The following is a 24,980-nucleotide window of genomic DNA, read 5'->3' as shown; positions in this document are numbered from 1 at the left end:
CACCCTGTTCCACTGGTGGCCTAGGACGAAGGAATTAGCATAAAAGGGTATAATACCACCCCGCCCTGGCCCAGGCCAGGGCGGGGACCCCGGAAAGGCTCCTCTTGGAGGGACACAGCATGACCAAAGAGGACACAAGGCCCTGCCAACCTGCCCCTAGTAGAACGGGGGCATCCACAAAACCTGACCCATGACCGGTGCCAGAAGGCTCCATCAGCTTCCCGGGCTTCTGCCCTTCCTGGTGCCTGCCCTCCTCACGGGGGGCGGGGTGGCCCTTCCCCTCCTTTACCTGGTCCTGAGGGCCCTGGAGGCCGATCCCGAAACCCTAAAGGCCATCCTCCTCCGCCCCAAGAACCTGGAGCTGGTTAGGAACACCCTCTCCCTCCTCCTGGGGGTTCTCCTGAGCACCACCCTCCTCGCCCTGCCCCTGGCCTTTCTCACCACCCGCACCGACCTGAAGGGAAAGCGTCTTCTCTCCGTCCTCCTCACCCTGCCCCTGGCCATCCCCGGCTACGTGGGCGCCTACGTGCTCCTTTCCGCCACCGGGCCTGGGGGAATCCTGCCCCTGCCCCGCCTCGAGGGGTACTGGGGGGCGCTTCTGGTCCTCTCCCTCATCACCTACCCGTACCTCTTCCTGGGCTTGCGGGCCGCCTTTTTGGGGCTGGACCCCAGCCAGGAGGAGGCCGCCCGGACCCTGGGCATGGGGCCTTTAAGAGCTTTTTTCCAGGTGGTTTTCCCCCAGCTCCTCCCCGCCCTCCTTGCAGGGTATCTGGTGGTGGGCCTTCACGTCCTGGGGGACTTCGGCACCGTGAGCCTTCTGCGCTATGAAACCTTTTCCTACGCCATCTACCTGCAATATAGCGCCGCCTTTGACCGGGTCTATGCCGCTTGGCTGGCCCTCTTCCTCCTCCTCTTCACCGGGGGGCTCCTCCTCCTGGAAGGGCTCCTCCTCCGCCGCCTCAGCCTGGCCCGCACGGGCAAGGGAAGCGGGAAAAAGGCCAGGCCCCTAAGCCTGGGGCGGTTTACCCCTTGGGCTTACCTTTGGCTCCTTTTGCCCGTCCTCCTGGCCCTGGTCCTGCCCCTCTACGCCCTCTTCCACCTGGCCAGCCGCTTTCCCCGGGAAAACCTGGAAGGCCTTTGGGAGGCCCTTGCCCACTCGGCCACGGCCGCCATGCCCGCATCCCTCCTGGCCGTGGGCATGGCCCTGCCCATCGCCTACCTGGCGGTGCGCCACCCCTCCCCCGCCTCCCGCTTCCTGGAAAGGCTGGCCTACCTGGGTTACACCATCCCCCCCTTGGCCTTCGCCCTGGCCTGGATCTTTTTCAGCTTGAAAAGCCTTCCCCTCCTCTACGGCACCCTGCCCCTCCTTATCCTGGTCCTGGCCTTCCACTTCCTGGCCGAGAGCCTGGGGCCGGTGCGGGGGGCGCTTTACCAGGTTCCCAGGCGCCTCGAGGAGGCGGCCAGGACCCTGGGGGACACCCCGACTCGGGCCTTCTTCCGCGTCACCTTTCCCCTCCTTTGGCGGGGGGCCGTGGCCGGGGGAGCCTTGGCCTTTATCGGGGCGGTGAAGGAACTGCCCATCACCCTCCTCCTCGCCCCCATGGGCTATAGCACCCTCTCCACCCGGGTTTTCAGCTACACTCAGGAAGCCATGTTTGCCGAGGCCGCCCCCTTTGCCCTGCTCATCGTCCTCCTCTCGGCGGCCTTCGTGGGGGTGTTGCTTTGGAGCGAGCGCCGCTTCTAAAACTGGAAGGCATCCTTAAGCGCTTCGGGGAGCACGAGGTGCTGAAGGGGATTGACCTCGAGGTCTACCCCGGGGAGATCCTGGCCCTTCTGGGACCGTCGGGATGCGGCAAGACCACCCTCCTAAGGGTGGTGGCCGGGTTGGAAAGCCCCGATAGGGGACGGGTCCTCCTGGAGGGCAAGGACATCACCCTCCTGCCCCCAGAAAGGCGGGGCATCGGCTTCGTCTTCCAGGACTACGCCCTCTTCCCCCACCTCAGCGCCTTGGGCAACGTGGCCTTCGGCCTCAAGGGAAAGGACCGCCTGGAGAGGGCCAAAAGGGCCTTGGAGCGGGTGGGCATGACCCTATTCCAGGACCGCAAGCCTGGGGAGCTATCCGGGGGGCAACAGCAGCGCATCGCCCTGGCCCGGGCCTTGGCCCCGGGGCCGAAGCTGGTTCTTTTGGACGAACCCTTCTCCAGCCTGGACGCCAGCCTTCGGACCAGCACCCGGGAGGAGGTGCGCAAGATCCTCAAGGAAACCGGCACCACCGCCCTTCTGGTCACCCACGACCAGGAGGAGGCCCTTTCCTTCGCCGACAGGCTTGGGGTAATGCGGGGAGGGAGGCTGGAACAAGTGGGCACCCCTGAGGAGGTCTACCTCAAGCCCAAGACCCCCTTCGTGGCCCAGTTTTTGGGCCGCACCAACCTTCTTTCCGGGGAGGGGTTGGGCCCCTATGCGGAAACCTGCTTGGGCCCGGTGCCCCTGGCCGAGCCTGCCCATGGCCCCCTTCTCCTCTCCCTGCGCCCCGAAGCCTTAAGGCTTCTGCCTGCAGAGGCCCAGGAGGGCACCCTGGGCCTGGTGGTGGCCCGGGAGTTTAAAGGGCACGACCTCACCTACCGGGTGCGCCTCCTTTCCCCAGAAAAGGAGATCCTGGTGCAGGAAGGCCCGGAAAGCCCTTTCCGGGAGGGGGACCGGGTGCGGCTTAAGGTGGTGGGGAAAGGGGTGGCCCTGGAGGGGCATCCCGCCAAGACCCCGGTGGGTGCGGATTAAGCTGGACCTGTGCGCCGCATCCTGATTCTCACCGAATACGACGGCACCCACTTCGCCGGGCTTCAGCGCCAGCGGCCTGGCCTGCGCACGGTGCAAGGGGAGTTGGAAAGGGTCCTGCCGGAGATCGGAGCCCTCCCCCAGGCGGTGGCCGCTGGCCGCACGGATGCCGGGGTGCACGCCCTAGCCATGCCCTTCCACTTTGACCTACCCAGCCGAATCCCCACAGAGAAGATCCCCGAGGCCTTGAACCGGCTTCTCCCCGAGGACCTCAAGGTGGTGGCCGCCAAGGAGGTGGCCCCGGGCTTCCACGCCCGCAAGGACGCCCTATGGCGGGCCTACCGCTACCGCATCCTCCTAAGGCCCCACCCCTCCCCCCTCCTCCGCCACCGGGCCCTTTGGGTCCGCCATCCCTTGGACCAAGCGGCCATGCGGGAGGCCCTCTCCCTCCTTAAGGGGCGGCACAACTTCCTGGGCTTTGCCAAGGCGGAGGTGCGGGAGGGGGAAAGGGAGCTTTACGAGGCCAGGCTGGAGGAGGTGGAAGGGGAAGGGGGCAGGGAGCTTCGCCTTTACTTTCGGGGCCAGAGCTTCCTAAGGGGCCAGGTGCGGGGCATGGTGGGAACCCTTTTGGAGGTGGGCCTGGGCAGGCGCAACCCGGATAGCCTCCGGCTCATTCTGCAAACCCAGGACCGAAGCCAAGCGGGCCCCTCGGCGCCCCCTCAGGGGCTGTATTTCCTCGAGGCCGCCTACCCCCCGGAAAAACTAACCCCTTGGTAGACCAGGGGCGGCCCTAGAGGCGGCTCCTTGGGTCTAAGGCGTCCCGAAGCCCATCCCCCAGGTAGTTAAAGGCCAACACGGTGATGAAGATCATGAACCCCGGGGGCAGGGCCAACCAAGGCGCGGTGAAGATGTACTCCTGGGCATTGGTGAGCATGTTCCCCCAAGTGGCCACCGGGGGCTGGATGCCAAAGCCCAGGAAGGAAAGGGCCGCCTCCACCAAAATGGCCCCCCCGATCTGCAAGGTGGCCTGCACGATCAGGGGTGCCAAGGTGTTGGGCACCAGATGCCGGAACATGATGCGGGCATCGCTAGCCCCCAAAGCCTGGGCGGCTGTGGCGTAATCCTGCTCCCTTAACGAGAGTATATTTCCCCGCACCAGCCGGGCCGTGCCCAGCCAGCCAAAGAGCACCAGGATGGTGATGATGATGAAGACGCTGGCAGCATCGCCAAAGACCCCTTGGGCCCACTGGCCCACCTTCACCCCCGGGTCCCGCAGCAAAGCGGACAGCACCAAGAGGAGGGGAAGGGTGGGGATGGTGAGCATGAAGTCAATGAGGCGGCTTATGGCCACGTCCAAATCCAGGCGGATCTGCCCCCTAAGCCCATACCAGGCCGCCCAAAGCACCAAGGCCAGGACCAGGCCAAAACCCAGGTAGCTCCCTACCCTGCCAGCACGAATCCCATCCTCGGCCAGCGTCCAGGCGATGGAAAGCGCCAGGTACAAAACACCGTAGTAGAGAAACCAGGAAAAAATCCGCCAGAGGGCAAAGCTGAAGGGATAAAACCCCTCCCGTTCCCGCCTCAAAGGCCCCAGGTAAAAGCGCAAGGGGCGGCCCGAGAAGTACCCCGCCAGGGTGCCCATGATGGTACCCAGGATCACGCTGGAAAAGGCCACGGCAAAGCCCACCAAAAGGGAGATGCGGGAGCCGTAGATGATGCGGGAAAGCACATCCCGGCCCAGGTCATCGGTGCCCAGAAGGTGCTCCCGGGAAGGAGGGTTGAAGTAGTACTGGCCGACGTCCTCTCCCGTGGGCTGGGCTGTGGGGTCGTAAGGAGCTATCCAGGGGGCGAAGATGGCCATGAGGATCAGGAGGATGATGACCACCAACCCGGCCATGGCCATCTTGTGCCGCCTTAAGCGGCGCCAGAAAAGGCCGAAGAAGGTACGGGGCTTGGCTTTTAATGCTTGCGTCGCCATGATCCACCTCTAGCTGTAGCGGATGCGGGGGTCCACCACCGCATAGGCCAGGTCCGCCAACAGGTTGAAAAGCGCCGTCATCAAGGCCAAGAAGGCCAAGGCCGCCATGGCCACGTTGTAGTCCTTCTCTACCAGGGCGTCAAAGATGGCCCGCCCCATTCCGGGGTAGCTGAAAATTGTCTCGGTGATGGTGGCCCCACCCAACACCCCTGGAATGGCCAGGCCCACCAGGGTCACGATGGGAATGAGGGCGTTCCTAAGGGCGTGCTTGTAGAGCACCACCCGCTCGGCCAAGCCCTTGGCCCGGGCGGTGCGGATGTAATCCTGGGAAAGCACCTCCAGCAAGGAAGCCCGCATGAACCGGGTCCACTCAGCCATTTGCAAGGAGGAAAGGGCGATGACCGGCAGGATCAGGTGCCAGGCCCACTGCCCCAGGAAATACGCGAAGCTCACGGCCCCCGAACGCACATCCTCCCAAAGCACCCCGGGCACCCCCCCGGTGGGGAAGCGGGGGAAACCCGGGATATGGTCGGGAAACCAGATGGCGAAGAGGTAAAGGAGCAGGATGCCCAGGAAAAAGACCGGCATGGAAAACCCCACGAAGGAGAAGAAGGTGATGACGTAATCCGCCAGGGAGTACTGGCGCACGGCGGAGAAGATGCCCACGGGGATGGCCACCACCAAGGCCAGGGTCAGGGCCAAGCCCGAGAGGATCAGGGTCTTGGGCAGGCGCTGGACAAAGATGTACTCTGCCGCCGGGATGCCGTAGGTGCGGCTGTAGCCAAGGTCCCCCTGTACCGCTCGGGAAAGCCACTTGAAGTAGCGGATATGAAGGGGTTGGTCCAGGCCATAGGCCCGCTTCAAGGCCTCAAACTGCTCCGCGGTCATCCGAGGGTTTTGCCGCTTGAGCTCCTCCAAGGGGTCCCCCGGCTGCAAGGCCAGCAGGGCATAGATGACCACACTGGCGGCGAGGAGCAAGGGGACCATCTGCAAAAGCCGGCGCACCGTGTACGCAAACACCTTTGTACCTCCTGTTTTTTAGCCTCCAAATAGCCTATCGGCTGACCAAAAAGCCCGCTGGGCTAGACGCCCAGCGGGCCCCACTATACCACGGCTACTTGATGGAAAGGGCGTACTTCGCCTGGTCCCACTTCTTCACGGCACCGCGGCTTTCCCAACCGATCTCCCAGGCGTTCCAGCCGGGGTAGCCGAAGCCACCTGCATAGGCGCTGGCCACGTAGTTGACCAGGCCCTTGCGCACCACGTAGGGGTTGGCGCGGAAGTAGAGGGGCAGAGCAGGAAGCTCCTCCGCCCAGATCTCCTGGGCCTTCCAGAAGAGCTGTTTCCGCTTGGCCTCGTCAAACTCCAGCACCCCTTGGCTGGTCAGGCGGTCAAACTCGTCGTTCCGCCAGCCGCCGATATTCTGGCCCTGGTAGTTGTTCTCCTTGGTGGGCACCATGATGGCCCCGGTGTTCAGGTTCTTGTACTGGAAGAGGGAGCCATCCTCGGCCAGGCTGGAAACCCAGGCGAACTCAAACATCCCGGTCCACTTGCACTCGCTGGCCCGCTGGATGTAGTCGTCGGAGAAGACCACGGCCGAGGGGGCGTTGTTGATCTTGACAGCAATGCCGATCTTCTTGAGGTCCTCGGCGAAGAACTGCTGGGTGCGCTCGCGGATGGCGTTGCCGGCAGTGGTCACGTACTCGATCTCAAAGCGCACGGTACGCCCGCCCACGGTGCGCTGGAGGATGCCATCCGGACCCTTCCTCCAACCCATCTGCGCCAGGAGGGCCTCGGCCTTCTTCAGGTCAAACTCGTACTTCTTGACGTTGGGGTTGAAGAGGGGGTTGACGGGGGCGATCCAGGTGTGGGCCACGGGCTGGAGGCCATCAAAGAAGGCCTTCACCAACCCTTCCCGGTTCATGGCGTGGAGGAGGGCCTGGCGGGTGCGGACGTCGTCCAGGCCTAGGTCCCTCACCTGCTGGCAGTTGGTGAACTTATTGATGTCAATGTGCTCCCAGATGGCCCCGGGCACGAACCAGATGTCAAAGCGGCCAGGGGCACGGGAGGTCAGCTGCCGGCTACGGCCTTGGTCAAAGGTGAGGGAGACGCTGGAGGTGGCGTCAATGGAGCCCCCGATCACCGCCACCAGGAGGGAGTTGGTGTTCTGGATGAAGCGGTAGACCACCTTCTGCACGTACTTGCTCTCCCCACCCTCAGGCTTGATGGGGAAGTTGGGGTTCCGCTCCATCTCAATGGAGTTCCCCGGCACCCAGCGCTTCAGCTTGAAGGCGCCCGAGTAGACCATGGCACCCCGGTTCAGGGCCTGAGGGGTGGCGAACTTGAGGAAGAAGTTGCGGTAGAGCTCGTTGAGCTTCTCCGCATCCTTATCGGGGTCCAGGTTACGGGCCGCCGCCTTCACCTTCTCCCACTCCGCCCCCATGATGTGCTTGGGCGCATAGCCCATGGGGGAGCCGTAGGTGTCGTAGTAGTAGGCGGGCTCAAAGGTCACGGTGAAGTTGCGGGCATCCTTGACCTTCAGGCTCACCCGCTCCCAGTAGTCGGGGTTCAGGAGGGGCATGCCCTTGGCCTTGCCCACCTCAAAGTAGAACTGCACGTCCTCGGTGGTGATGGGTTTGCCGTCGGACCAGCGGGCATCGGGGCGGATGGTGAGGTCCATCTCCAACCGCTTCTTGCCCCCGCCGATGTCGGTCACCCGCAGGCGCCCGTTCTTCTCCGTGGGCACCTCGGTGGCCAGAACGGGGAAGTTCTGGCTATCGGCGTTGAAGCCAATGAAGGGGGCAAAGAGATAACCTTCAATCTCGCTCTTGATGGCCTGGTTGGAGATGATGCTCAGGAAGTCCCCCGCCAGTACCCTAGGCTCCTGGGAAGCCCCAATGACCAGGCTGTTGTCCTGAGGCCCCGCCAGGGCCAGGCCCAGGGCGGTTAAACCGAGTACAGCCAGCTTGCCTACTTTTCTCATACGGCCTCCTTTCTCCATCGTGGCACTACCCTTAGTGGCCGAGGTTATTATACGGCTCCCTTTCTTAGGGTCAATGGGAGAAGGGTAAAGGGGGCCTGAAACCAGGCCCCCTTGCTCAAAAGGCCCTTAGTGGCCGCAGGTGCGGGCCTCCCCCTCCTGGTCCTTGGTGCGGAAGGAGTGGCCGCAACCGCAGGTGCTGGCGGCGTTGGGGTTATGCACGGTAAATCCCCCGCCCATGAGGCTTTCCACCCAGTCTATTTCCGAGCCCACCAGGTAGGGCAAGGACATGGGGTCCACCGCCAGGCGCACCCCGTGCATCTCCACGAAGGTGTCCCCCGGAAGCTCCCTCTCGTCCACGGCCATGCCGTATTGGAATCCCGAGCACCCGCCAGACTTGATGTAGACCCGGATGGCGGCCTGCTCCTTGCCATAACGGGCCAGGATCTCCTTGGCCTTCTCCGCCGCCAGAGGGGTGATACGGATCACGGCTTCCTGGGTTTCCCGCATCTTCCCAACCTCCCTACCCCCTACCGTAGCACGTGAGGGGTAAGGAAAGGTGAGGTGGGTTCCAAGGGCTAGGATGGAGGCATGGACCTAGCCCGCATACAGGAGGTACTTAGGGAGGAGAGGCTGGATGGCTGGCTTCTCCTCTCCTTTGGCCGGAGCAACCCCCTGGCCCTCGAGGTCCTCGCCCTCAGCCCCCTTCACCTCACCCGGCGCTTCGCCTACCTCATCCCCCAGGAGGGGGAGCCCACCCTCCTCTGCCACGCCATAGAGGAAAGCCTCTTCCCCCCCCTGCCTGGGCAAAGGTGCACCTACCACACCTGGCAAGGATACCTGGAAACCCTTAGGGAGCTTACGGAAGGGAAAAGGCGGATTGCCCTTGAATACGTGCCCGGGGGGCTGATCCCTTACCTCTCCCGGGTGGATGGGGGCAGCCTGGACCTCCTTAGGGGGATGGGCCTCGAGCTCGTGTCCTCCTGGCCCCTGCTCCTCCTCTTCCAAACCTGGGGAGAGGCGAAGCTAAAGAGCCACCGCCGGGCGGTGAAGGGCTTGGTGGCCGCCAGGGACCGAGCGCTGGCCTTCCTGCAGCAAAGCCCCAGGCCCACGGAAAAAGCCGTGCAGGCCCTCTTGGTCCAGGCCTTGGAGGAACAGGGGCTGGTCTTTGACCATCCCCCCATGGTGGCCTTTGGCCGAAACGCCGCCAACCCTCACCACGCCCCCACGGACAAGGTCCTCGAGGAGGGCGAGGTGGTGCTTTTGGACCTGTGGGCCAAGGAAAAAGGGGGGGTCTACGCCGACATCACCTGGATGGCGGGTCTAAGGCCTCCTGAAGGGGCCCACCGGGCCTTCCAGGCGGTGGCCAGGGCCCGGGATGCCGCCATCCGCTTCCTGGCCGAGGCCTACGGAAAAGGGCACTACCCCAAGGGCTTTGAGGTGGACCGGGTGGCCCGGGGCCTTTTGGAAGGGGAGGGCTACGGGCCTTACATCCGCCACCGCACGGGGCACAACCTGGGGGAGGAGGTCCACGGCTCCGGCCCCCACCTGGACGACCTGGAAACCCACGACTTCCGCCCCCTGGTGCCGGGGCTGGCCTTCACCGTGGAACCCGGGGTTTACCTACCCGATTTCGGGGTGCGCACCGAGGTGAACGTCTATGTGCACCCCGAGGGCCTCGAGGTCACCACCCCCTTGCAGGAGGGCCTTACCCTCCTTTAAGTAGCCCCTTTAGGGCTGACCGAGGTAGCCCCCACACGCTAGCCCTTGGGGAGGGAAGCGGGAAGCCTACCCCTGGGGCGTGGTATCTTGGGGAACGGCATGGACCGCCCCCTGCTGATCTTCTCTGGTCAGTCCAATAAGCCCTTAGCCCAAGCCATCGCTGAGGCCCTAGGCCTTCCCCTGGGCAAAAGCGCCACCCAGCGCTTCGCCAACGACAACCTCTTCGTGCGCTTTGAGGAAAGCCTAAGGGAAGGGGATGTCTTCATCGTCCAGTCCCTAACCCCCCCCGTGCAGGACCACCTCATGGAGCTTCTCATGATGATTGACGCCGCCAAGGGGGCCAGCGCCGCCCGGGTCACGGCGGTCATCCCCTACTTCTCCTATGCCCGCAGCGACAAGAAGGACGCCCCCCGCATCTCCATCGCCGCCAGGCTGGTGGCCGATCTTCTCCAGACCGCCGGGGCCGACCGGGTACTCACCATGACCCTACACTCCCCCCAGGTGCACGGGTTCTTTAAGGTGCCCGTGGACCACCTCTCCGCCGAGCCCGTCATCGCCAACCACTTCGCCACCCGGGTGGACCTGGACAATGCCGTGGTAGTGGCCCCGGATGCCGGGGACCTCAAAAGGGCTAGCTCCCTGGCCCGGCGCCTCCGCCTCCCCTTGGCCTTCATTGACAAGGAGCGGGTTTCCGACACCGAGGTACGGGTCCGGATGCTGGTGGGGGAGGTCAAGGGGAAAACCGCCCTGATCGTGGACGACGAGATCTCCACCGCAGGAAGCCTGGTGGAGGCGGTGGAGGCCCTGTTGCAGGCAGGGGCCAAGGAGGTCTACGCCGCCGCCACCCACGGGGTCTATGTGGGACCGGCCCTGGAGCGCATCGCCAAAAGCCCGGTGCGGGAGGTGGCGGCCACCGACACCTGTCCTCCCAAGGAAGGTCCCAAGCTCAAGACCCTCCCCGTGGCCCCTATCTTCGCCGAGGCCATCTGGCGCATCCACCGGGGGGAGTCGGTGTCCAGCCTTTTCACCTGAGGGAAGCCGCATGCGGAAAGAGGCGTTTACCCTGGCGGGGCAGAGCGTGCTGGCCCATATCCCCGAACGCCCCAGGGCCCTCCTCCTCGCCCTCCACGGGCTTCAGGGATCCAAGGAGCACATCCTTTCCCTGCTCCCAGGGTATGCGGAAAAGGGCTTTCTCCTCCTGGCCTTTGATGCCCCCCGGCACGGGATGCGGGAAGGCCCGCCCCCTTCCTCCAAAAGCCCCCGCTACGTGGAGGAGGTGTACCAGGTGGCCTTGGCCTTTGCCGAGGAGGCCAAGAGGGTAGCCCAGGAGGCCAGGGAGCGCTACCGCCTTCCCCTTTTTCTGGCGGGAGGAAGCATGGGGGCCTTTGTGGTCCATCTCCTCCTTTCCCAGGGGTTCCGGGCGGAAGGGGCCTTGGCCTTCATCGGTAGCGGTTTCCCCATGAAGCTCCCCCAAGGGCAGGAGGTGGCGGACGCCAAGGTTTTGGCCCTTTACGAAACCCCCCCTGCCCTGAGGGGAGAAGCCTATGGGGGTGTACCCCTTCTTCACCTCCACGGCACCAAGGACCTGATCGTGCCCCTTTCCCGCATGGAAAAAACCGTGGAGGCCTTGAGGCCCCATTACCCCGAGGGGCGGCTTGCCCGTTTCGTGGAGGAGGGAGCTGGGCACACCATCACCCCCTTGATGGCCCGGATGGGGCTGGCCTTTTTGGAGGCGTGGCTTGATCCTGGAAGGGCTTAGGGGGTATAGGGGCTACCCCGGGGGTTTTAAGGCCTACGCCAAGGCCTTCCCCACGGTGGAGCTTTCCTGGTGGCACCGGGTGGGGGACAGGAAGACCATAAGCCGGTTAAGGGCCTTGGCCCCCGAAGGGTTTCGCTTCAGCGTCTATGGCCACAAGCACCTCACCTTTAGGCCCTCGGGGGAGGAAAGGCGCACCCTGAGGCGTTTTCTGAGGCGCTTCCGGCTTTTTGGCGACAAGCGGGGAGCGGTGCGGCTTTTGGTGCCCGCGGGCGTGGAGCCTGCCCAACTGGCCCGCTGGCTGGATCTTCTGGAGGAAGTCCAGAAGGAAGTGGGGCCCGTCCCCCTTGCCTTCCAGGCGGAGGAGGCCCTGCATCCCCTCTTGCGCATGAGGGGTTATGCCCTGGTAAACCGGCTGGAAGGTCCCTTTCTTTACCTGGTGGACCCGGAGGCCTCCCAAAGGGCACGGCTTGGGGAAATCTCCCAAGAAGGCCAGGGTTACCTCTACGTAAGTCCAGCCCCTTCCCAAGCCGCCCCTTCCGTCCTACACTTGGGGGCGGAGGTTGACCAGGATGGGTCAGCCCCGGAGGGCTAGCTTGAAGACCGCCAGGCGCTTTTCCCCCAAAGAAGCGGAGGAGATCTACCTGGTGCCCTACTGGGGAGCGGGGTTTTTCCGGGTAGGGCGGGACGGAGAGTTGGAGGTAACCCCCTTGGGCCCGGAAGGCCCTTCCGCCTCCCTTTTGGAAATCGTGGAAGCCCTTAGGGACGAGGGACGGCCTTTACCTTTGGTGCTTCGGTTTCCCCAGATCCTCGAGGCCCGGGTAAAGGAGCTGAACGAGGCCTTCCGGAAGGCCATGGAAAAGTACGGCTACCGAGGAGCGTACCGCGGGGTCTATCCCGTGAAGGTGAACCAGCGCCGCTTGGTGCTGGAAACCGTGGCCAAGGCGGGGAAGCCCTATCACTATGGCCTCGAGGCGGGGAGCAAGGCCGAGCTGGCCTTAATCCTGGCCCAGGACCTCTCCCCGGAAGCCCTCATCACCACCAATGGCTTCAAGGACGACGACTTCATCCGCCTGGCCCTGACCGGGAGGAAGCTTTCCCGGAACGTGGTCATCACCCTGGAGAAGTTCGCCGAGCTTCCCCGGGTGATCCGGATCTCCAAGGAACTTGGCGTACGCCCCCAGCTGGGCATCCGTTACAAACTAAAGGCCAAGGGAGCCGGGCAGTGGGAGGCCAGCGGGGGGGAAAACGCCAAGTTCGGCCTCACCACCCCGGAGATCGTCCGGGCGGTGGAGATCCTGAAGGAGGAAGGCCTCCTGGAGGCCCTGGTCATGGTCCATGCCCACATTGGCAGCCAGGTGACGGATATCCGCAAGATCAAGGCGGCGGTGCGGGAGGCGGCCCAGACCTATGTGCAGCTCAGGAAGCTGGGGGCCCCTCTCCAGTACCTCAACCTGGGCGGGGGCCTGGCCGTGGACTACGACGGCTCCAAGACCAACTTCTACGCTTCCGCCAACTACACCCTTCCCGAGTACGCCGAGGACCTGGTCTACGTGACCAAGGAGGTGGTGGAGGCCCAGGGGGAGCCCCACCCCATCCTGGTCACGGAGTCGGGCCGGGCGGTCACCGCGTACCATGAGGTCCTGGTCCTCGAGGTCATTGACGTGATCACCCCCCCAGGGGAGACCCGGCCCAATCCTCCCCCGGAGGAGGCCCACCCCTTGGTCAAGGAGCTGTGGGAAAGCCTAGAAACCCTTTCCCCCAAAAACTTCCGCGAGGTCTACCACGACGCCTTCGCCGACAAGGAAACCCTGCAGACCCTTTACGACCTGGGGCTGGTATCCCTAAGGGACCGCGCCCTGGCGGAGGAGATCTTTTACCACATCGCCCGGCGGGTGTACGCCATCGTGCGGGATCTGCCCTACGCTCCCGATGAGTTTGAGGACCTGGAAAAGCTCCTGGCCGACAAGCTGGTTTGTAACTTTTCCATCTTTCAAAGCCTTCCCGATGCCTGGGCCATCCACCAGCTCTTCCCCATCGTCCCCCTAAGCCGCCTCCACGAGCCCCCCACCCGCCAGGCCACCCTGGTGGATATCTCCTGCGACTCCGACGGCAAGATCGACCGCTTCATTGACCTGCACGATGTGCGCCAGAGCCTGCCCGTCCACCCCATCCGCCCGGGGGAGGACTATTACCTGGGGGTCTTCCTGGTGGGAGCCTACCAGGACGTGTTGGGCAGCAACCACAACCTCTTCGGCCAGGTGGGGGAGGCCCACGTGGTGGTGGACGAGGAAGGGTTTGCCATTGAGCGCTTCGTTCCCGGGGAGACCGCGGAGAAGGTGATCGAGAAGATGGGCTTCACCGCCCGGGAGCTCTTCCTGGGCGTGGAGCGGCTGGTACGGCAAAGCCGCCTCTCCCCCGTGGAAAAAGGGGCCTTCCTGGAACGGTATATGCGGGAGCTCCAGGGCTACACCTACCTGGAGGACTGAGGGGTCGTTAAGGGTTCGTTAAGGGGGACTAGGCCATCCTGGGGTCATGGCCCGGGTACATGTCCCCTATACTGGGGTTAGCTTGCACCCCACCCTCGAGCTCCTGGACCCCTTGCACCCTTTAAGGCGCAGAACGGCCCTATGGCTCTTGCCCATGGGGGCCCTTCTGGCCTTGGTAGCCTTTCTGGCCTCGAGGGCCGTGGGGTTGGACCCCGTGGACCGGGTCCTCCTCCCCTTTTTGGCCCTGGGGTTTTCCCTTTTGGCCCTCATCCTCTGGCGTTGGCCGCGCACCTCCCCCTGGGTCCTGGCCACAGCCCATGCCCTGGTGGCCTCCTACCTCCTGACCACCCTGGCCTACCAACTCCTTATCAGGCCCAACCCCATGGGCCTATCCCCCGCCGCTTACTGGGTGCCCTTTGTGTACTTCAGCAGCTTTCTCTTTTTTCAGACGCCGCAGGCGGTGCGCTTGGCCCTCCTCTACCTGCTCACCCTCTTTCTGCTTTCCCTCTTGGGAAGCGTTCGCGGCCATTTCCATGCGGAACACCTCAACGCCCTGGCCCAGTTCTTCGGGGCCAACCTGGCCTATGTGGGCCTTCTCTACATGCTGGTGCGGGTTAAGGAAGGGTACCTGGAGGCCCAGCTGGAAGCCTATACCGACCCCCTAACTGGGCTTAGGAACCGGCGTTATCTGGATCTGGTGCTTGAGCGGGAGCTCTTCCGCGTCCAGCGGTATAACCGACCCCTTTCCCTTATGATTTTGGACCTGGACGACTTCAAGAAGGTGAACGATACCTACGGCCACCCCGTGGGGGACCGGGTGCTCAAAACCCTAGCCCGCTGCCTGGAAGAGCACCTTCGGCAGAGTGACCGGCCCGTGCGCCTGGGCGGGGAGGAGTTCGCCATCCTCCTCGCGGAAACCCCCCTGGCCCAGGCGGTGCGCCTGGCCGGACGCCTGCGCCAGGCGGTGGCCGCCCTGAAGGTTCCGCCTGTGGCAGGGATGACCATCAGCATCGGGGTAGCCGAGGCCCGCCCTGATGACTCCCCCCTTTCCCTCCTGAAACGGGCCGACGAAGCCCTTTACCAAGCCAAACGCCGGGGGAAAAACCGGGTGGAGGTGGGCTAGCCCTTTTGCGGGGCCCCCAGGCATGGGCCAGGGTGGCCTTAGAGGCCCGCTTCCCGTCTTAGGGCCTCCACCCGGTCCGTCTCCTCCCAGGGGAAGCCCGCGCGGCCAAAGTGGCCGTAGGCGCTGGTGGGGGTGTAGATGGGCCTCAGGAGGTCCAGCTCCTCGATGATGGCCAAGGGCCGGGGATCAAAAACCCGCTTGGCGACCTCCGTGAGCTTCTCGTCCGGTAAGACCCCGGTGCCGAAGGTCTCCACCCGCAGGGAAACAGGCCGGGCTTTGCCGATGGCGTAGGCCAGCTCCACCATGGCCCGCCGGGCCAGGCCTGCCGCCACCAGGTTCTTGGCCATGTAGCGGGCGTAGTAGCTGGCGGAGCGGTCCACCTTGGTGGGGTCCTTGCCGCTGAAGGCCCCGCCCCCATGGGGCACCGCCCCCCCGTAGGTGTCCACGATAATCTTGCGCCCGGTAAGCCCGGTATCCGCATGGGGCCCCCCCAGGATGAAGCGGCCCGAGGGGTTGATGAGGTACTCCGTTTCCCCCTCCTTTAGGTACTCCGGGGGGATGGCCTGGCGCACCACCTCGCGGATCAGGTCCTCCCGGAGCTGGTCCTGCTCCACCTCGGGAGAGTGCTGGGCGGAAACCACCACCGTCTTCACGTAGAGGGGCCTATCCCCCTCGTAGACCACGGTGACCTGGGCCTTGCCGTCGGGGCGCAGGTAGGGAAGAAGACCCGTCTTGCGCACCTCCGCCAGGCGCATGGTGAGGCGGTGGGCTAAGGTGATGGGAAGGGGCATGAGCTCGGGGGTCTCATCGGTGGCGTAGCCGAACATCAGGCCCTGGTCCCCGGCGCCCACCCGGTCCAGGGGGTCGGTGGACTTGAGCACCCGCCATTCGTAGGAGAGGTTCACCCCGCCGGCGATATCCGGGGACTGCTCGTCAATGGCGGTGAGAACCGCGCAGGTGTCGGCGTCAAAGCCGTACTTGGCCCGGGTGTAGCCCACCTCCCTCACCGTCTTGCGCACCAGACCAGGAATATCCACATACCCCTCGGTGGTGATCTCCCCCGCCACGAACACCAGCCCCGTGGTAACCAGGGTTTCCGCCGCCACCCGGGCCTTCTTATCCTGGGCGATCAAAGCATCCAGGATGGCGTCGGAGATCCGGTCTGCCAGCTTATCCGGGTGCCCTTCCGTGACCGACTCGGACGTGACCAGCCTCAACTTGCGCACCTCCCTCGCCCCCCACCGGGGCAACCCTGATAGTATAGCACCCCCCTTTTCCCGTCCAGGGTATGATGGCGGCTTATGAAGGACCCTAGGCGGCCCATCGGCGTCTTTGACTCGGGGGTGGGAGGGCTTACGGTGCTTTCCGCTTTGCGCCGGGCCTTGCCCCAGGAGGATTTCCTCTACTTTGGGGACACCGCCCGGGTGCCCTACGGGAGCAAACCCCTCTCCATGGTGCGGCGCTTCGCCTGGGAGATCTCCGGGTTTTTGCTCCGCCAAGGGGTGAAGGCCATCGTGGTGGCCTGCAACACGGCGAGCTCCGCTGCCCTGCCGGACTTGGCCGAGGACCTTTCCGTACCCGTCTTTGGGGTTCTGGAACCCGTGGCCCAAGCCGCCCAAGGCTACGGCAAGGTGGGCCTCATCGGCACCCAGGCCACGGTGGAAAGCCGGGCCTACGAGCGCTACGTGGAGGTTTCCTGGGCCAAGGCCTGCCCCCTCTTCGTGCCCCTGGTGGAGGAAGGGCTTTGGGACGACCCCGTGGCCCTTTTGATAGCCCAGCACTACCTGGAGGAGGCCCCCCAGGACCTCCAGGCCCTGATCCTGGGCTGCACCCACTATCCCTTCCTCAAGGGAACCCTCTCCCAGGTGCTTCCCGGGGTGAAGCTCATAGACTCCGCCGAGGCCACGGCGGAAGAGGTGGCCAAGGCCTTAAGAGGGCAAGGGCTTTTGAACCCCATGGGCCAAGGCCGGGTGGTGCACTTCGTTACCGGGGACCCAGAAAGCTACCGCAACCTGGCGGAGCGCCTGGGGGTGAGGGTGGAGGAGCTTAAGCGGGTCAGCCTGGAGGAGCTCTGATGGCCAAGAAGCCCCTGATAGACCAGCTTCACCACGAGGACGCCTGGCGCCTTTTCCGCATCCTGGCGGAGTTCGTGGAAGGGTTTGAGACCCTTTCGGAGATAGAGGTGCCCTTGGTTTCCGTCTTCGGCTCCGCCCGCTTCGGGGAAGGCCACCCCGCCTACGCCCTGGGGTACCAGCTGGGGAGGGTCCTGGCCGAGGCGGGCTTCGGGGTGGTGACGGGCGGTGGGGGTGGGGTTATGGAAGCCGTCAACCGCGGAGCCTTTGAGGCGGGCGGGGTGAGCGTGGGCCTGAACATAGAGCTACCCCACGAGCAAAAGCCCAACCCCTACCAGACCCACGCCCTTTCCCTGCGCTATTTCTTCGTGCGCAAGGTGCTCTTTGTGCGCTACGCCCACGCCTTTGTCTTCCTGCCCGGGGGCTTCGGCACCCTGGACGAGCTTTCCGAGGTCCTGGTCCTCATCCAGACGGAAAAGGTCCACCCCTTCCCCGTCTTCGTCCTGGACCGGGGGTACTGGCACGGGCTTCTCGGCTGGCTCCGGTTCCTCCAGGAACAAGGAGCCCTAGACCCCAAGGACCTGGCCCTCATTACCCCCCTGGACTCCCCACAAGACGTGGTGCGGGCCCTGAAAGGTGTATCCTAGAAGGGATGCGGGTAGTCCTGGCCACGGGCAATCCCGGAAAGGTGCGGGAGCTTAAGGAGGGCCTAGCCCCTTTGGGCTGGACCCTTCTCTCCCTGGCCGATTTTCCCCTGCGCATGCCCAAGGAGGAGGGCACCACCTTCCTGGAAAATGCCCTCCTCAAGGCCGCTTACGTGGCCAAGACCACGGGGCTTCCCGCCCTGGCGGACGATTCGGGCCTCGAGGTGCCCGCCTTGGGGGGGGAACCCGGGGTCTACTCCGCCCGCTACGGGGGAAGGGAGACCGACCGGGAGCGGAACGTCTACCTCCTGGAAAGGATGCGCCACCTCAGGGGGGAGGAGCGCAAAGCCCGCTTCGTGGCGGTCCTGGTCCTGGCCTACCCCGACGGGCACCTGGAGGCCTACGAGGGCCAGGTGGAGGGGTATATCCTCGAGGCTCCCCGGGGGGAGGGAGGGTTTGGGTACGACCCCCTCTTCTACGTGCCGGAGGCGGGCAAGACCTTCGCGGAGATGTCCTTGGAGGAAAAGGCCCGGTACTCCCACCGGGGAAAGGCCCTAAAGGCCCTCCTTAAGGCCTATGAGCACGGACCCCCACCCCGGGAGATCTCCAAGCTGGAATGAGGCCGGATGAACCTCCTTTCGCCCCACATCGCCCTGTACCGCCTTTACGACCTAGCGGATGAGATCGACCTCTCCCGCCTGTCCACCCCTCGGCTACGCCTCTCCCGGCCTAGGCTGGGGGCGGTGCGCTTTGAAAACCCCCCGGCCCAGATAGAGCTGGGGGTGAGGAGCGTGGAGGGCATCTCGGGCCTGCTCACCGCCCGGCTTTACGAGTTCGGGGTGGCCTCTCTTTCCTTTCGCGTGCACCTGGGGGAAAAGGTGTCCTGGGAGGCTTTTCTGGCTAAGGCCCTGGCCTTGCCGGAGCTTCCTTTTTGGGAAGGATTTTTTCTGGCGGAGCTGGCGGCCCTCGAGCCCTACCTGCAAGGCGCCCTCCTGCGCCCCGAGGAAAAGCGCCTCAGCGAGGAGTTCACCGTCTACCACGCCTTGGGGATAGAGGGGGAAAAGGCCCATGCCCCCCCTGTGGACCTCACCCCCCTTTGGATGGGGGCCAAGGAGGAGTTCGCCCCCGAGGTCCGGCGGGAGATGGAGCGCTACCGCTACAGCTACTCCACCGAGGACCTGGCCCTTTTGGGCTTTGACCGGGTCCTCATCCTGGACTCGGAGGGCATCTGGGACGTGGCCGACCTGGTGGAGTTCGTGCACGCCCAGCTTCTAGAGCTTTCCTACTACGATGGGGTCCTCACCCAGGAGCTGGAAGCGGTGCCCCAGGTGCTCAGGCACCGGGGGCTTTGGGGCTATGGCAAACTCCAACGCCTAAGGCGGCACCTCATGGCCCGCCATGCGGAGATCGCCGACGTGCGGGCCAGGATGGAAGGGGCCTTGCGCATCACCGAGGACCTCTTTTACGCCAAGATCTACCGGGCGGCCCTCGAGCTTTACGGGGCCCACGAGCTGGAACGGAGCCTGGAGGAGAAGCTTAGGGTGTTAGAAGCCACCTACGAGATGGTCACCGAGGAGGTGGTCCACCTAAGAACCCAGGCGGTGGAGGTGGGCATCCTGGCCCTCATCGCCTTTGAGGTGGTGCGGGCCTTTTGGCATTAGGGGACTTGTGTCCTGGGGCCGTAGGGGTATACTGCAGCCTGCAGGGCGCGGGAAAAAACCAAGCGGAAACGCTACCAAGCGCCCGGAGGTGGGATATGAAACGAGCACTGGCAGCACTGGCCCTCGGCCTCTCCCTGGCCCTTGCCCAGGGGAAGATCACCGTCTGGACCCACTTTGGCGGTCCCGAGTTGGAGTGGCTCAAGGCCCAGGCCCAGGCCTACGAGAAGACCTCCGGCACCAAGGTGGAGGTGGTGGAGGTCCCCTTCGGGGACATCAAGCAGAAGTTCATCCTGGGAGCTCCCCAGGGGCAGGCCGCGGACCTGGTGGTCTCCATCCCCCACGACTGGCTGGGGGAGATGGCCCAGGCGGGGGTACTGGAGCCCATGGGGAAGTACGTGACGCAAAGCTACCTCTCCGACCTGCAAAGCGTGGCGGTGGAGGCCTTCACCTTCGGGGGTAAGCTCATGGGCCTTCCCGCCTTTGCGGAGAGCGTGGCCCTCATCTACAACAAAAAGTACGTGAAGGAACCCCCCAAGACCTGGGAGGAGTTCCTGGCCCTGGCCCAGAAACTCACCACCGGCTCCACCTTTGGCTTCCTCTACAACATCGGCGACCCCTACTTCAACTTCGGCTTCTTCCGGGCCTTTGGGGCGGAGAACGTCTTCGCCAAGGACGCCAAGGGCAACCTAGACCCCTCCAAACTCCTCCTGGGCGGCGAGGTAGGGGAAAAGGCCCTTTCCTTCATCAAGGATCTCCGCTTCCGCTACAACCTGGTGCCCGAGGGGGTGGATTACGGGGTAGCGGACGGGGCCTTTAAGGACGGGGCCTTGGCCATGATCATCAACGGCCCCTGGGCCCTAGGGGACTACAAGAAGGCCAAGATTGACTTCGGCATCGCCCCCTTCCCCACCCCGCCTGGAGCCAAGAACCCCTGGGGTCCCTTCCTGGGCGTGCAGGGGGTGGTGGTGAACGCCTACTCCAAGAACAAGACCGCCGCCGTCAACTTCGCCAAGACCCTGGTCACCGGCAAGAACCTGGTTTCCTTCAACCAGGCGGGTGGCCGCATCCCCGTGTCCAAGAGCGCCGCCAAGACCCTGGAAAAGGATCCGGTGGTGGCGGGCTTCTCCCGGGTGTTCGCCCTGGGCACCCCCATGCCCAACATCCCCGAGATGGGCAAGGTCTGGGGCCCCTGGGCCAACGCCATTAGCCTGGCCATCCAGCGGCCCGACTCCAACGTGAAGAAGATCGTGGAGGACATGGTGGCCGAGATCAAAAAGGCCATCGGCAGGTAATACCACCCCACCCGGGCAAAGCCCGGGTGGGGACCCCGGACCACACCCCGCAAGGAAAACATGCGCACACGTTCGGCCCCCTGCGGGAACCCCTTCCCCCGTGGGGGGCGTATCGTTAAACCATGAAACATCCTCCTGGTCTTACGGGTTTCCTCCTGGCCCTATCCCTCCTTTTGGGCCTCCTAATCCTCTCCACCGGGGTGGGCGTCCTGGGCTACCTGGTCCTGGAAGCCTACTTCGCCCCTCCGGGTTGGTCCATCCTGGTCTTGGCCCTTCTGGTGCTGGTGCCGGGAGCCATCCTGGTGGGGCGCCTTTTCCCTTGGCTCACCGACTGGTACTACTTCCTTCCTGCCCTCTCCTTCCTCCTGGTCTTCACCCTCTACCCCATCGCCCTCACCGTCTACTTGGCCTTCACCGACTACTCGGGGCGGAAAAACGGCTTCCCTGACCGCTCCACGGAAACCCGGGTGCTGAAACAGGAGGGCCCCAGGCTTACCCTGGAAGAACCCGTGCGGGAAGCCCTCCGCTGCGACCCTTGCACAGGAGAGCCCGTGGAGGTCTACAGCGAGGGGCACCGGGCCCGGGCCCGGATCCTAGAGGCCGAAGGCCCTACCCTTCTCCTGGACCGCACCCCTCCTTTCCCGGTGGAGTACGTGGCCAAGGTGAACGCCTTCCAGTTCGTGGGCTTGAAAAACTTCGGCTTTATCCTTTCCCAAGCCAGTAAGGCCCTTCTCCCCGTCTTCGCCTGGAACGTGGCCTTCGCCCTTAGCACCGTGCTTCTGAACGCCTTTTTGGGCTTGGTGCTGGGCCTCATCCTCAACAACAAAGCCTTGAAGTTACGGAACTTTTACCGCACCGTCCTCATTGTTTCCTGGGCGTTGCCGGGGGTGATCACCGTGCAGGTCTTTGTGGCCCTTCTCAACTATAACTTCGGGGCCATCAACCGCCTCCTGGGGGTCCTGGGCGTCTACCCCATCCCCTGGCTCAACGACCCCGACTGGGCCAAGGTGGCCATCCTATTGGTGAACCTGTGGCTCGGCTTCCCCTACATGATGACCGCCACCTTGGGCGCCCTTTCCACCATCCCCGATGAGCTCTATGAGGCCGCCAAGGTGGACGGGGCCACCCCCTGGCAGGCCCTTTGGGGCATCACCCTTCCCCTTTTGGAAAAGCCCATGGTCCCCATCCTGCTTTCCTCCTTCGCCTTTAACTTCAATAACTTCTACATCATCTACCTGCTCACCGGCGGGGGGCCCGCCCAGGAAGGCCGCCTGGCCACGGCCCAGGCCACGGACATCCTCATCTCCTGGGCCTACAAGACCGCCTTCAGCGCCGAGGGGCAGTCCGCCTATGGCCTGGGGGCGGCCATCAGCCTCCTCATCTTCGCCATCACCGTGGCCATCAGCCTGGTGAACTTCCGCGTCACCGGTGCCCTACGGGAGGTGAGGTAGATGCGGCGGCTTTTCGCCTTCCTCCTTTTCGGGTTCGGCCTCTATGGGGTCTACTGGTTCGCCCTAAACCGCCTCTTTGACGAGGGTTCCTACCGCAAGCAGGTGGCCTTCGGCAGCGTCTTCGTGCCCTATGGCTGGGCGTACGCCCTGGCCATCCTTCTGGGCTTGGTCCTCCTGGTCCTCCTCTACAGCCTGGTCTACACCCTGCTGGCAAACCGCCTCCAGGGGCGCAAGCGAAGCCCCTGGCCCCTTTTCTGGCAAGGGGTGACCCACCTCTTCCTCTGGGTGCTGATCCTCCTCGTCTACTACCCCGTGGTCCAGGTGGTGGCCGCCAGCTTTGATCCCACCAACAACCTCTTCAGCTTCCGCAGGCCGGACACGGGGTTTCTCCTCCTGGACGCCAAGGTAATCCCTTACGTCCCCGAGCCCTCCCTGGAAAACTACGCCAAGCTGGTGGAGGGGGTGGTCCTTTACCCCTACCAGGTGGGCCTCCTCCTGCTTTCGGGGCTAGGGCTATGGGGCGTGGCCCTGGTCGGCCTCCTAAGGCGGCTAAGGCCTGGGGAGGACTGGATGGACCTCTGGCAAGGAAGGGCTTTGCTCCTCCTGGCCCTGAGCGTATTCGCCCTGGCCCTTACCCTTTCCCCCAAGCAGTTCACCGGCCAGGGCACAGAGACCAAGTTTCTCCTCTGGGTGCGAAATACCTTTCTCATCTCGGGGCTTACGGGCCTTCTGGCCGTCTTGCTCACCGCCACCGCCGGCTACGCCTTCGCCCGCTTCCGCCACCTGCCAGGGCGGTATCCCCTCCTCCTTTTCTTCATCTTCGTGCAGATGTTCCCCGGGTTTCTGGCCCTGGTGGCCATCTACTACCTGCTTTCCCGGCTGGACCTCCTGAACACCTTCACCGGGCTTGTGCTGGCCTACTCGGGGGGCATCATCAGCTTTGGCACCTGGGTGTACAAGGGGTATTTGGAGAGCATCAGCCCGAGCCTCGAGGAGGCGGCCATGGTGGACGGGGCCACCAAGTGGCAGGTCTTCACGAGGATTCTCCTCCCCCTTTCCGCCCCCATGTTCGTCTTCATCTTCCTGCTGCAGTTCGTGGGCACCTACTCGGAGTTCGTCCTGGCCAACCTGGTCCTCACCGGGGTGGAGAGCTGGAATGTGGGCGTGGGGCTTAGGAGCTTCACCACCGGCCAGTTCCAGACCAAGTGGGGGATCTTTGCCGCCGCCAGCGTGCTGGGCTCCTTGCCCATCCTCTTCCTCTTCTATGGCTTCCAGCAGTACTTCGTCTCCGGTTATACGGCGGGGGCGGTCAAGGAGTAACGCCATGGCCCACCACCATGACCTGGAGCACCTCCATCCCCCCTTGCCGGAGCTGGGGGAGGAGGTAAGCTTTTTCCTGGAAACCGAGGCCAAAGAGGGGCTCTTCCTTTACGAGAAGGATGGGGAGATCCACAAAAAACCCATGCAACGGGCCAAAGGAGGCCTAAGGGCACGGGTTCCCGTGCACACCAGCCCTTTTCGCTACTGCTTCCTCCTGCCCCAGGGCTTCTGGGGAAGCCATGGGCTGGAAAAGAGCCTTCCCCGCTACGACCGCTTCTTCCACCTCCTGGCGGGGCCCCTTCCCCCCAGGTGGGCCCTGGGCACGGTCTACTACCAGATCTTCCCCGACCGCTTCCGCCAGGGGCGCCCAGAGCTTGCCCCCCAGGATGGGGAATGGCTCCTCATGGGCAAACCCATCCGCAAAAAGGCCTGGAACGAGCCCCCGGGTCCGGAAGGGGCCTGGGAGTTCTACGGGGGGGACCTTTGGGGTGTCCTCGAGGCCCTCCCCTACCTGGAGAACTTGGGGGTGGAAGTCCTCTACCTCACGCCCATCTTCCAAAGCAGAAGCAGCCACCGCTACGACACCGAAGACTACCTGCGGGTGGACCCCCACCTGGGAGGGGAGGAGGCCTTGGAAGCCCTTTATAGGGCCTTGGAGGAAAAGGGCATGCGTCTTTTGCTGGACGGGGTCTTCAACCACGTGGGGGCCACCCACCCCTGGTTCCAAAGGGCTTTGGAGGACCCCCAAAGCCCGGAACGGGGCATGTTCACCTTCTACCCCGATGGCTCCTACGCCGCCTTCTGGGGGTTAAAATCCATGCCCAAGCTGGACTACGCCTCCCCCCTCACCCAGGAGCGCTTGGTCTATGGCCGACGGGCCCCCATCCGCCACTGGATGCGTCTGGCCCACGGTTTCCGGCTGGACGTGGCCCACTCCCTGGGGGAAGGGGGGACCAACCGCAAAAACGCCCACTGGCTTCGCGCCCTGGCCCGGGTGGCCAAGGAGGAAAGGCCCGAGGCCCTGGTGATCGGCGAGCTTTTCTACGACGCCACCCCCACCCTGAGGGCCCATACCCTGGACGGGGCCATGCACTACGCGGGCTTCGCCCATCCGGTGATGGCGTGGCTTTCCGGTCGGGACGTGTACGGGCGGGAAGTAACCCTGAGCGCCCAGGAGGCCTGGGCGGTCCTCTGGGACCACTACCAGGCCCTGCCCCTCCAGGTTAGGCACGCAATGTACACCCTCCTCTCCTCCCACGACATCCCCCGGGCCCTTTGGCGGCTTAAAGGGGATGTGGAACGCTTTAAGCTGGCCTATGCCCTTCTCTTCGCCTTCCCGGGAAGCCCCGCCATCTACTACGGGGACGAGGTGGGCCTTTCCCAGGCTAACCCCTACAGGAGGTGGCAGGGGGACCCCTACTGCCGGGCCCCCTTCCCCTGGGAGGAGGAAAAGTGGAACCGGGAGCTCTTGGCCTTCATGCGCAGGCTGGTCCAGCTTAAGCGCACCCACCCGGTCCTGCGTTTGGGGGGGCTTTTGCCCTTGGGGGCGGGGCAGGGGGTCCTGGCCTTCAAAAGGCGCTACCAGGGCCAGGAGGTCTGGGCCTTCTTCGCCCCCGAAGGGGCCAGGCTCACCCTCCCCCGGGGGCTGGACCTGTTGACGGAAAGGGAGGTGGAAGGGGAAGTGGAGGCCTCTTACCTCCTCTTCCAACCCTTATAATGG

General features: G+C 64.4%; 22 protein-coding genes. 17 read left to right on the top strand and 5 right to left on the bottom strand.

The genetic code is table 11. The annotated features are described in order from the left end of the window. The first annotated feature begins 190 nt into the window (after positions 1-190). Genes L0D16_RS06125 through truA form a run of 3 tightly spaced genes read left to right on the top strand, consistent with a single transcriptional unit; the run spans position 191 to position 3,549 of the window. A complete protein-coding gene (locus L0D16_RS06125; protein WP_243030618.1) occupies positions 191-1,744 on the top strand; it encodes an ABC transporter permease in 1,554 nt (517 codons plus the stop codon). Continuing rightward, positions 1,723-2,775 (top strand): ABC transporter ATP-binding protein, encoded by a 1,053-nt coding sequence (locus L0D16_RS06120; RefSeq protein WP_243030616.1) that lies wholly within the window; start codon positions 1,723-1,725, stop codon positions 2,773-2,775. Before L0D16_RS06125 ends, L0D16_RS06120 begins: the two co-directional genes overlap by 22 nt. A gap of 9 nt (positions 2,776-2,784) precedes the next feature. Then, positions 2,785-3,549: a tRNA pseudouridine(38-40) synthase TruA gene (gene truA / locus L0D16_RS06115; protein WP_243030615.1), complete on the top strand. Its 765-nt coding sequence runs from the start codon at positions 2,785-2,787 to the stop codon at positions 3,547-3,549. Positions 3,550-3,562: 13 nt separating this feature from the next. Here the strand turns inward: truA and L0D16_RS06110 are convergent, their stop codons facing one another. The 4 genes from L0D16_RS06110 to erpA all read right to left on the bottom strand — a co-directional run bounded on the left by L0D16_RS06110 (position 3,563) and on the right by erpA (position 8,240). Further along, positions 3,563-4,750: an ABC transporter permease gene (locus tag L0D16_RS06110; RefSeq protein ID WP_243030614.1), complete on the bottom strand. Its 1,188-nt coding sequence runs from the start codon at positions 4,748-4,750 to the stop codon at positions 3,563-3,565. A gap of 9 nt (positions 4,751-4,759) precedes the next feature. Beyond that, positions 4,760-5,770 (bottom strand): ABC transporter permease, encoded by a 1,011-nt coding sequence (locus tag L0D16_RS06105; RefSeq protein WP_243030612.1) that lies wholly within the window; start codon positions 5,768-5,770, stop codon positions 4,760-4,762. 94 nt (positions 5,771-5,864) lie between these two features. Next, positions 5,865-7,733 carry a peptide ABC transporter substrate-binding protein gene (locus L0D16_RS06100; protein WP_243030610.1) on the bottom strand — a complete coding sequence of 623 codons (1,869 nt, stop codon included), beginning with the start codon at positions 7,731-7,733 and terminating at the stop codon, positions 5,865-5,867. A gap of 126 nt (positions 7,734-7,859) precedes the next feature. Then, positions 7,860-8,240 carry an iron-sulfur cluster insertion protein ErpA gene (erpA, locus tag L0D16_RS06095; RefSeq protein ID WP_243030609.1) on the bottom strand — a complete coding sequence of 127 codons (381 nt, stop codon included), beginning with the start codon at positions 8,238-8,240 and terminating at the stop codon, positions 7,860-7,862. A gap of 81 nt (positions 8,241-8,321) precedes the next feature. Here erpA and L0D16_RS06090 point away from each other — a divergent pair, with 81 nt between their 5' ends. The 6 genes from L0D16_RS06090 to L0D16_RS06065 all read left to right on the top strand — a co-directional run bounded on the left by L0D16_RS06090 (position 8,322) and on the right by L0D16_RS06065 (position 14,820). Continuing rightward, entirely contained in the window at positions 8,322-9,452 is a 1,131-nt protein-coding gene (locus L0D16_RS06090; protein ID WP_243030607.1) for a M24 family metallopeptidase, read from the top strand. A 99-nt stretch (positions 9,453-9,551) separates the two neighbouring features. Continuing rightward, on the top strand, positions 9,552-10,484 hold the full coding sequence (locus L0D16_RS06085) for a ribose-phosphate diphosphokinase (protein ID WP_243030606.1): 933 nt from the start codon (positions 9,552-9,554) through the stop codon (positions 10,482-10,484). Positions 10,485-10,494: 10 nt separating this feature from the next. After that, positions 10,495-11,211 (top strand): alpha/beta hydrolase, encoded by a 717-nt coding sequence (locus L0D16_RS06080; RefSeq protein WP_243030605.1) that lies wholly within the window; start codon positions 10,495-10,497, stop codon positions 11,209-11,211. Further along, a complete protein-coding gene (locus tag L0D16_RS06075) occupies positions 11,192-11,803 on the top strand; it encodes a DUF72 domain-containing protein (RefSeq protein ID WP_243030603.1) in 612 nt (203 codons plus the stop codon). The genes L0D16_RS06080 and L0D16_RS06075 overlap by 20 nt, the downstream gene beginning before the upstream one ends. Position 11,804: 1 nt before the next feature. Next, the gene (gene speA, locus L0D16_RS06070) at positions 11,805-13,697 is read left to right on the top strand and encodes a biosynthetic arginine decarboxylase (RefSeq protein WP_243030601.1); all 1,893 of its coding nucleotides are present in this window, start codon (positions 11,805-11,807) and stop codon (positions 13,695-13,697) included. A 46-nt stretch (positions 13,698-13,743) separates the two neighbouring features. Beyond that, complete coding sequence (locus L0D16_RS06065; protein ID WP_243030599.1) at positions 13,744-14,820, top strand: GGDEF domain-containing protein; 1,077 nt, start codon at positions 13,744-13,746, stop codon at positions 14,818-14,820. A gap of 38 nt (positions 14,821-14,858) precedes the next feature. On the opposite strand, the gene metK is transcribed toward L0D16_RS06065, so the two are convergent. Next, positions 14,859-16,037 (bottom strand): methionine adenosyltransferase, encoded by a 1,179-nt coding sequence (gene metK, locus L0D16_RS06060; RefSeq protein ID WP_243030622.1) that lies wholly within the window; start codon positions 16,035-16,037, stop codon positions 14,859-14,861. Between the two features lie 84 nt (positions 16,038-16,121). Here metK and murI point away from each other — a divergent pair, with 84 nt between their 5' ends. From murI to L0D16_RS06020, 8 genes are all read left to right on the top strand, one after another. Beyond that, the gene (murI, locus tag L0D16_RS06055; RefSeq protein WP_243030597.1) at positions 16,122-16,895 is read left to right on the top strand and encodes a glutamate racemase; all 774 of its coding nucleotides are present in this window, start codon (positions 16,122-16,124) and stop codon (positions 16,893-16,895) included. Next, the gene (locus L0D16_RS06050; protein ID WP_243030595.1) at positions 16,895-17,539 is read left to right on the top strand and encodes an LOG family protein; all 645 of its coding nucleotides are present in this window, start codon (positions 16,895-16,897) and stop codon (positions 17,537-17,539) included. Before murI ends, L0D16_RS06050 begins: the two co-directional genes overlap by 1 nt. A gap of 5 nt (positions 17,540-17,544) precedes the next feature. Next, the gene (gene rdgB / locus L0D16_RS06045; RefSeq protein WP_243030593.1) at positions 17,545-18,156 is read left to right on the top strand and encodes an RdgB/HAM1 family non-canonical purine NTP pyrophosphatase; all 612 of its coding nucleotides are present in this window, start codon (positions 17,545-17,547) and stop codon (positions 18,154-18,156) included. A gap of 6 nt (positions 18,157-18,162) precedes the next feature. After that, positions 18,163-19,197, top strand: coding sequence for an RMD1 family protein (locus L0D16_RS06040; RefSeq protein ID WP_243030592.1), 1,035 nt, complete (start codon positions 18,163-18,165; stop codon positions 19,195-19,197). A gap of 95 nt (positions 19,198-19,292) precedes the next feature. Further along, a complete protein-coding gene (locus L0D16_RS06035) occupies positions 19,293-20,489 on the top strand; it encodes a sugar ABC transporter substrate-binding protein (protein WP_243030591.1) in 1,197 nt (398 codons plus the stop codon). A 122-nt stretch (positions 20,490-20,611) separates the two neighbouring features. After that, on the top strand, positions 20,612-21,940 hold the full coding sequence (locus L0D16_RS06030; protein ID WP_243030590.1) for an ABC transporter permease subunit: 1,329 nt from the start codon (positions 20,612-20,614) through the stop codon (positions 21,938-21,940). Then, positions 21,941-23,260, top strand: coding sequence for a sugar ABC transporter permease (locus tag L0D16_RS06025; RefSeq protein ID WP_243030589.1), 1,320 nt, complete (start codon positions 21,941-21,943; stop codon positions 23,258-23,260). Positions 23,261-23,264: 4 nt separating this feature from the next. After that, positions 23,265-24,977, top strand: coding sequence for a glycoside hydrolase family 13 protein (locus tag L0D16_RS06020; protein WP_243030588.1), 1,713 nt, complete (start codon positions 23,265-23,267; stop codon positions 24,975-24,977). Positions 24,978-24,980: the final 3 nt, after the last annotated feature.

Origin of the sequence: Thermus altitudinis, assembly GCF_022760835.1 — a bacterium.
Classification (GTDB): domain Bacteria; phylum Deinococcota; class Deinococci; order Deinococcales; family Thermaceae; genus Thermus; species Thermus altitudinis.
Note: the sequence above shows the minus strand (reverse complement) of the source record. Positions and strands in the feature narration are given on the sequence as shown.

Bases quoted from the DNA above. Each gene is read 5' to 3' on its own strand.
- L0D16_RS06125 (WP_243030618.1), top strand. From the start codon at position 191: ATGACCGGTGCCAGAAGGCTCCATCAGCTTCCCGGGCTTCTGCCCTTC.
- rdgB (WP_243030593.1), top strand. From the start codon at position 17,545: ATGCGGGTAGTCCTGGCCACGGGCAATCCCGGAAAGGTGCGGGAGCTT.
- L0D16_RS06110 (WP_243030614.1), bottom strand. From the start codon at position 4,750: ATGGCGACGCAAGCATTAAAAGCCAAGCCCCGTACCTTCTTCGGCCTT.
- L0D16_RS06090 (WP_243030607.1), top strand. From the start codon at position 8,322: ATGGACCTAGCCCGCATACAGGAGGTACTTAGGGAGGAGAGGCTGGAT.
- L0D16_RS06025 (WP_243030589.1), top strand. From the start codon at position 21,941: ATGCGGCGGCTTTTCGCCTTCCTCCTTTTCGGGTTCGGCCTCTATGGG.
- L0D16_RS06080 (WP_243030605.1), top strand. From the start codon at position 10,495: ATGCGGAAAGAGGCGTTTACCCTGGCGGGGCAGAGCGTGCTGGCCCAT.
- L0D16_RS06020 (WP_243030588.1), top strand. From the start codon at position 23,265: ATGGCCCACCACCATGACCTGGAGCACCTCCATCCCCCCTTGCCGGAG.
- L0D16_RS06100 (WP_243030610.1), bottom strand. From the start codon at position 7,733: ATGAGAAAAGTAGGCAAGCTGGCTGTACTCGGTTTAACCGCCCTGGGC.
- erpA (WP_243030609.1), bottom strand. From the start codon at position 8,240: ATGCGGGAAACCCAGGAAGCCGTGATCCGTATCACCCCTCTGGCGGCG.
- L0D16_RS06050 (WP_243030595.1), top strand. From the start codon at position 16,895: ATGGCCAAGAAGCCCCTGATAGACCAGCTTCACCACGAGGACGCCTGG.
- L0D16_RS06030 (WP_243030590.1), top strand. From the start codon at position 20,612: ATGAAACATCCTCCTGGTCTTACGGGTTTCCTCCTGGCCCTATCCCTC.
- L0D16_RS06085 (WP_243030606.1), top strand. From the start codon at position 9,552: ATGGACCGCCCCCTGCTGATCTTCTCTGGTCAGTCCAATAAGCCCTTA.
- L0D16_RS06040 (WP_243030592.1), top strand. From the start codon at position 18,163: ATGAACCTCCTTTCGCCCCACATCGCCCTGTACCGCCTTTACGACCTA.
- L0D16_RS06035 (WP_243030591.1), top strand. From the start codon at position 19,293: ATGAAACGAGCACTGGCAGCACTGGCCCTCGGCCTCTCCCTGGCCCTT.
- murI (WP_243030597.1), top strand. From the start codon at position 16,122: ATGAAGGACCCTAGGCGGCCCATCGGCGTCTTTGACTCGGGGGTGGGA.
- L0D16_RS06065 (WP_243030599.1), top strand. From the start codon at position 13,744: ATGGCCCGGGTACATGTCCCCTATACTGGGGTTAGCTTGCACCCCACC.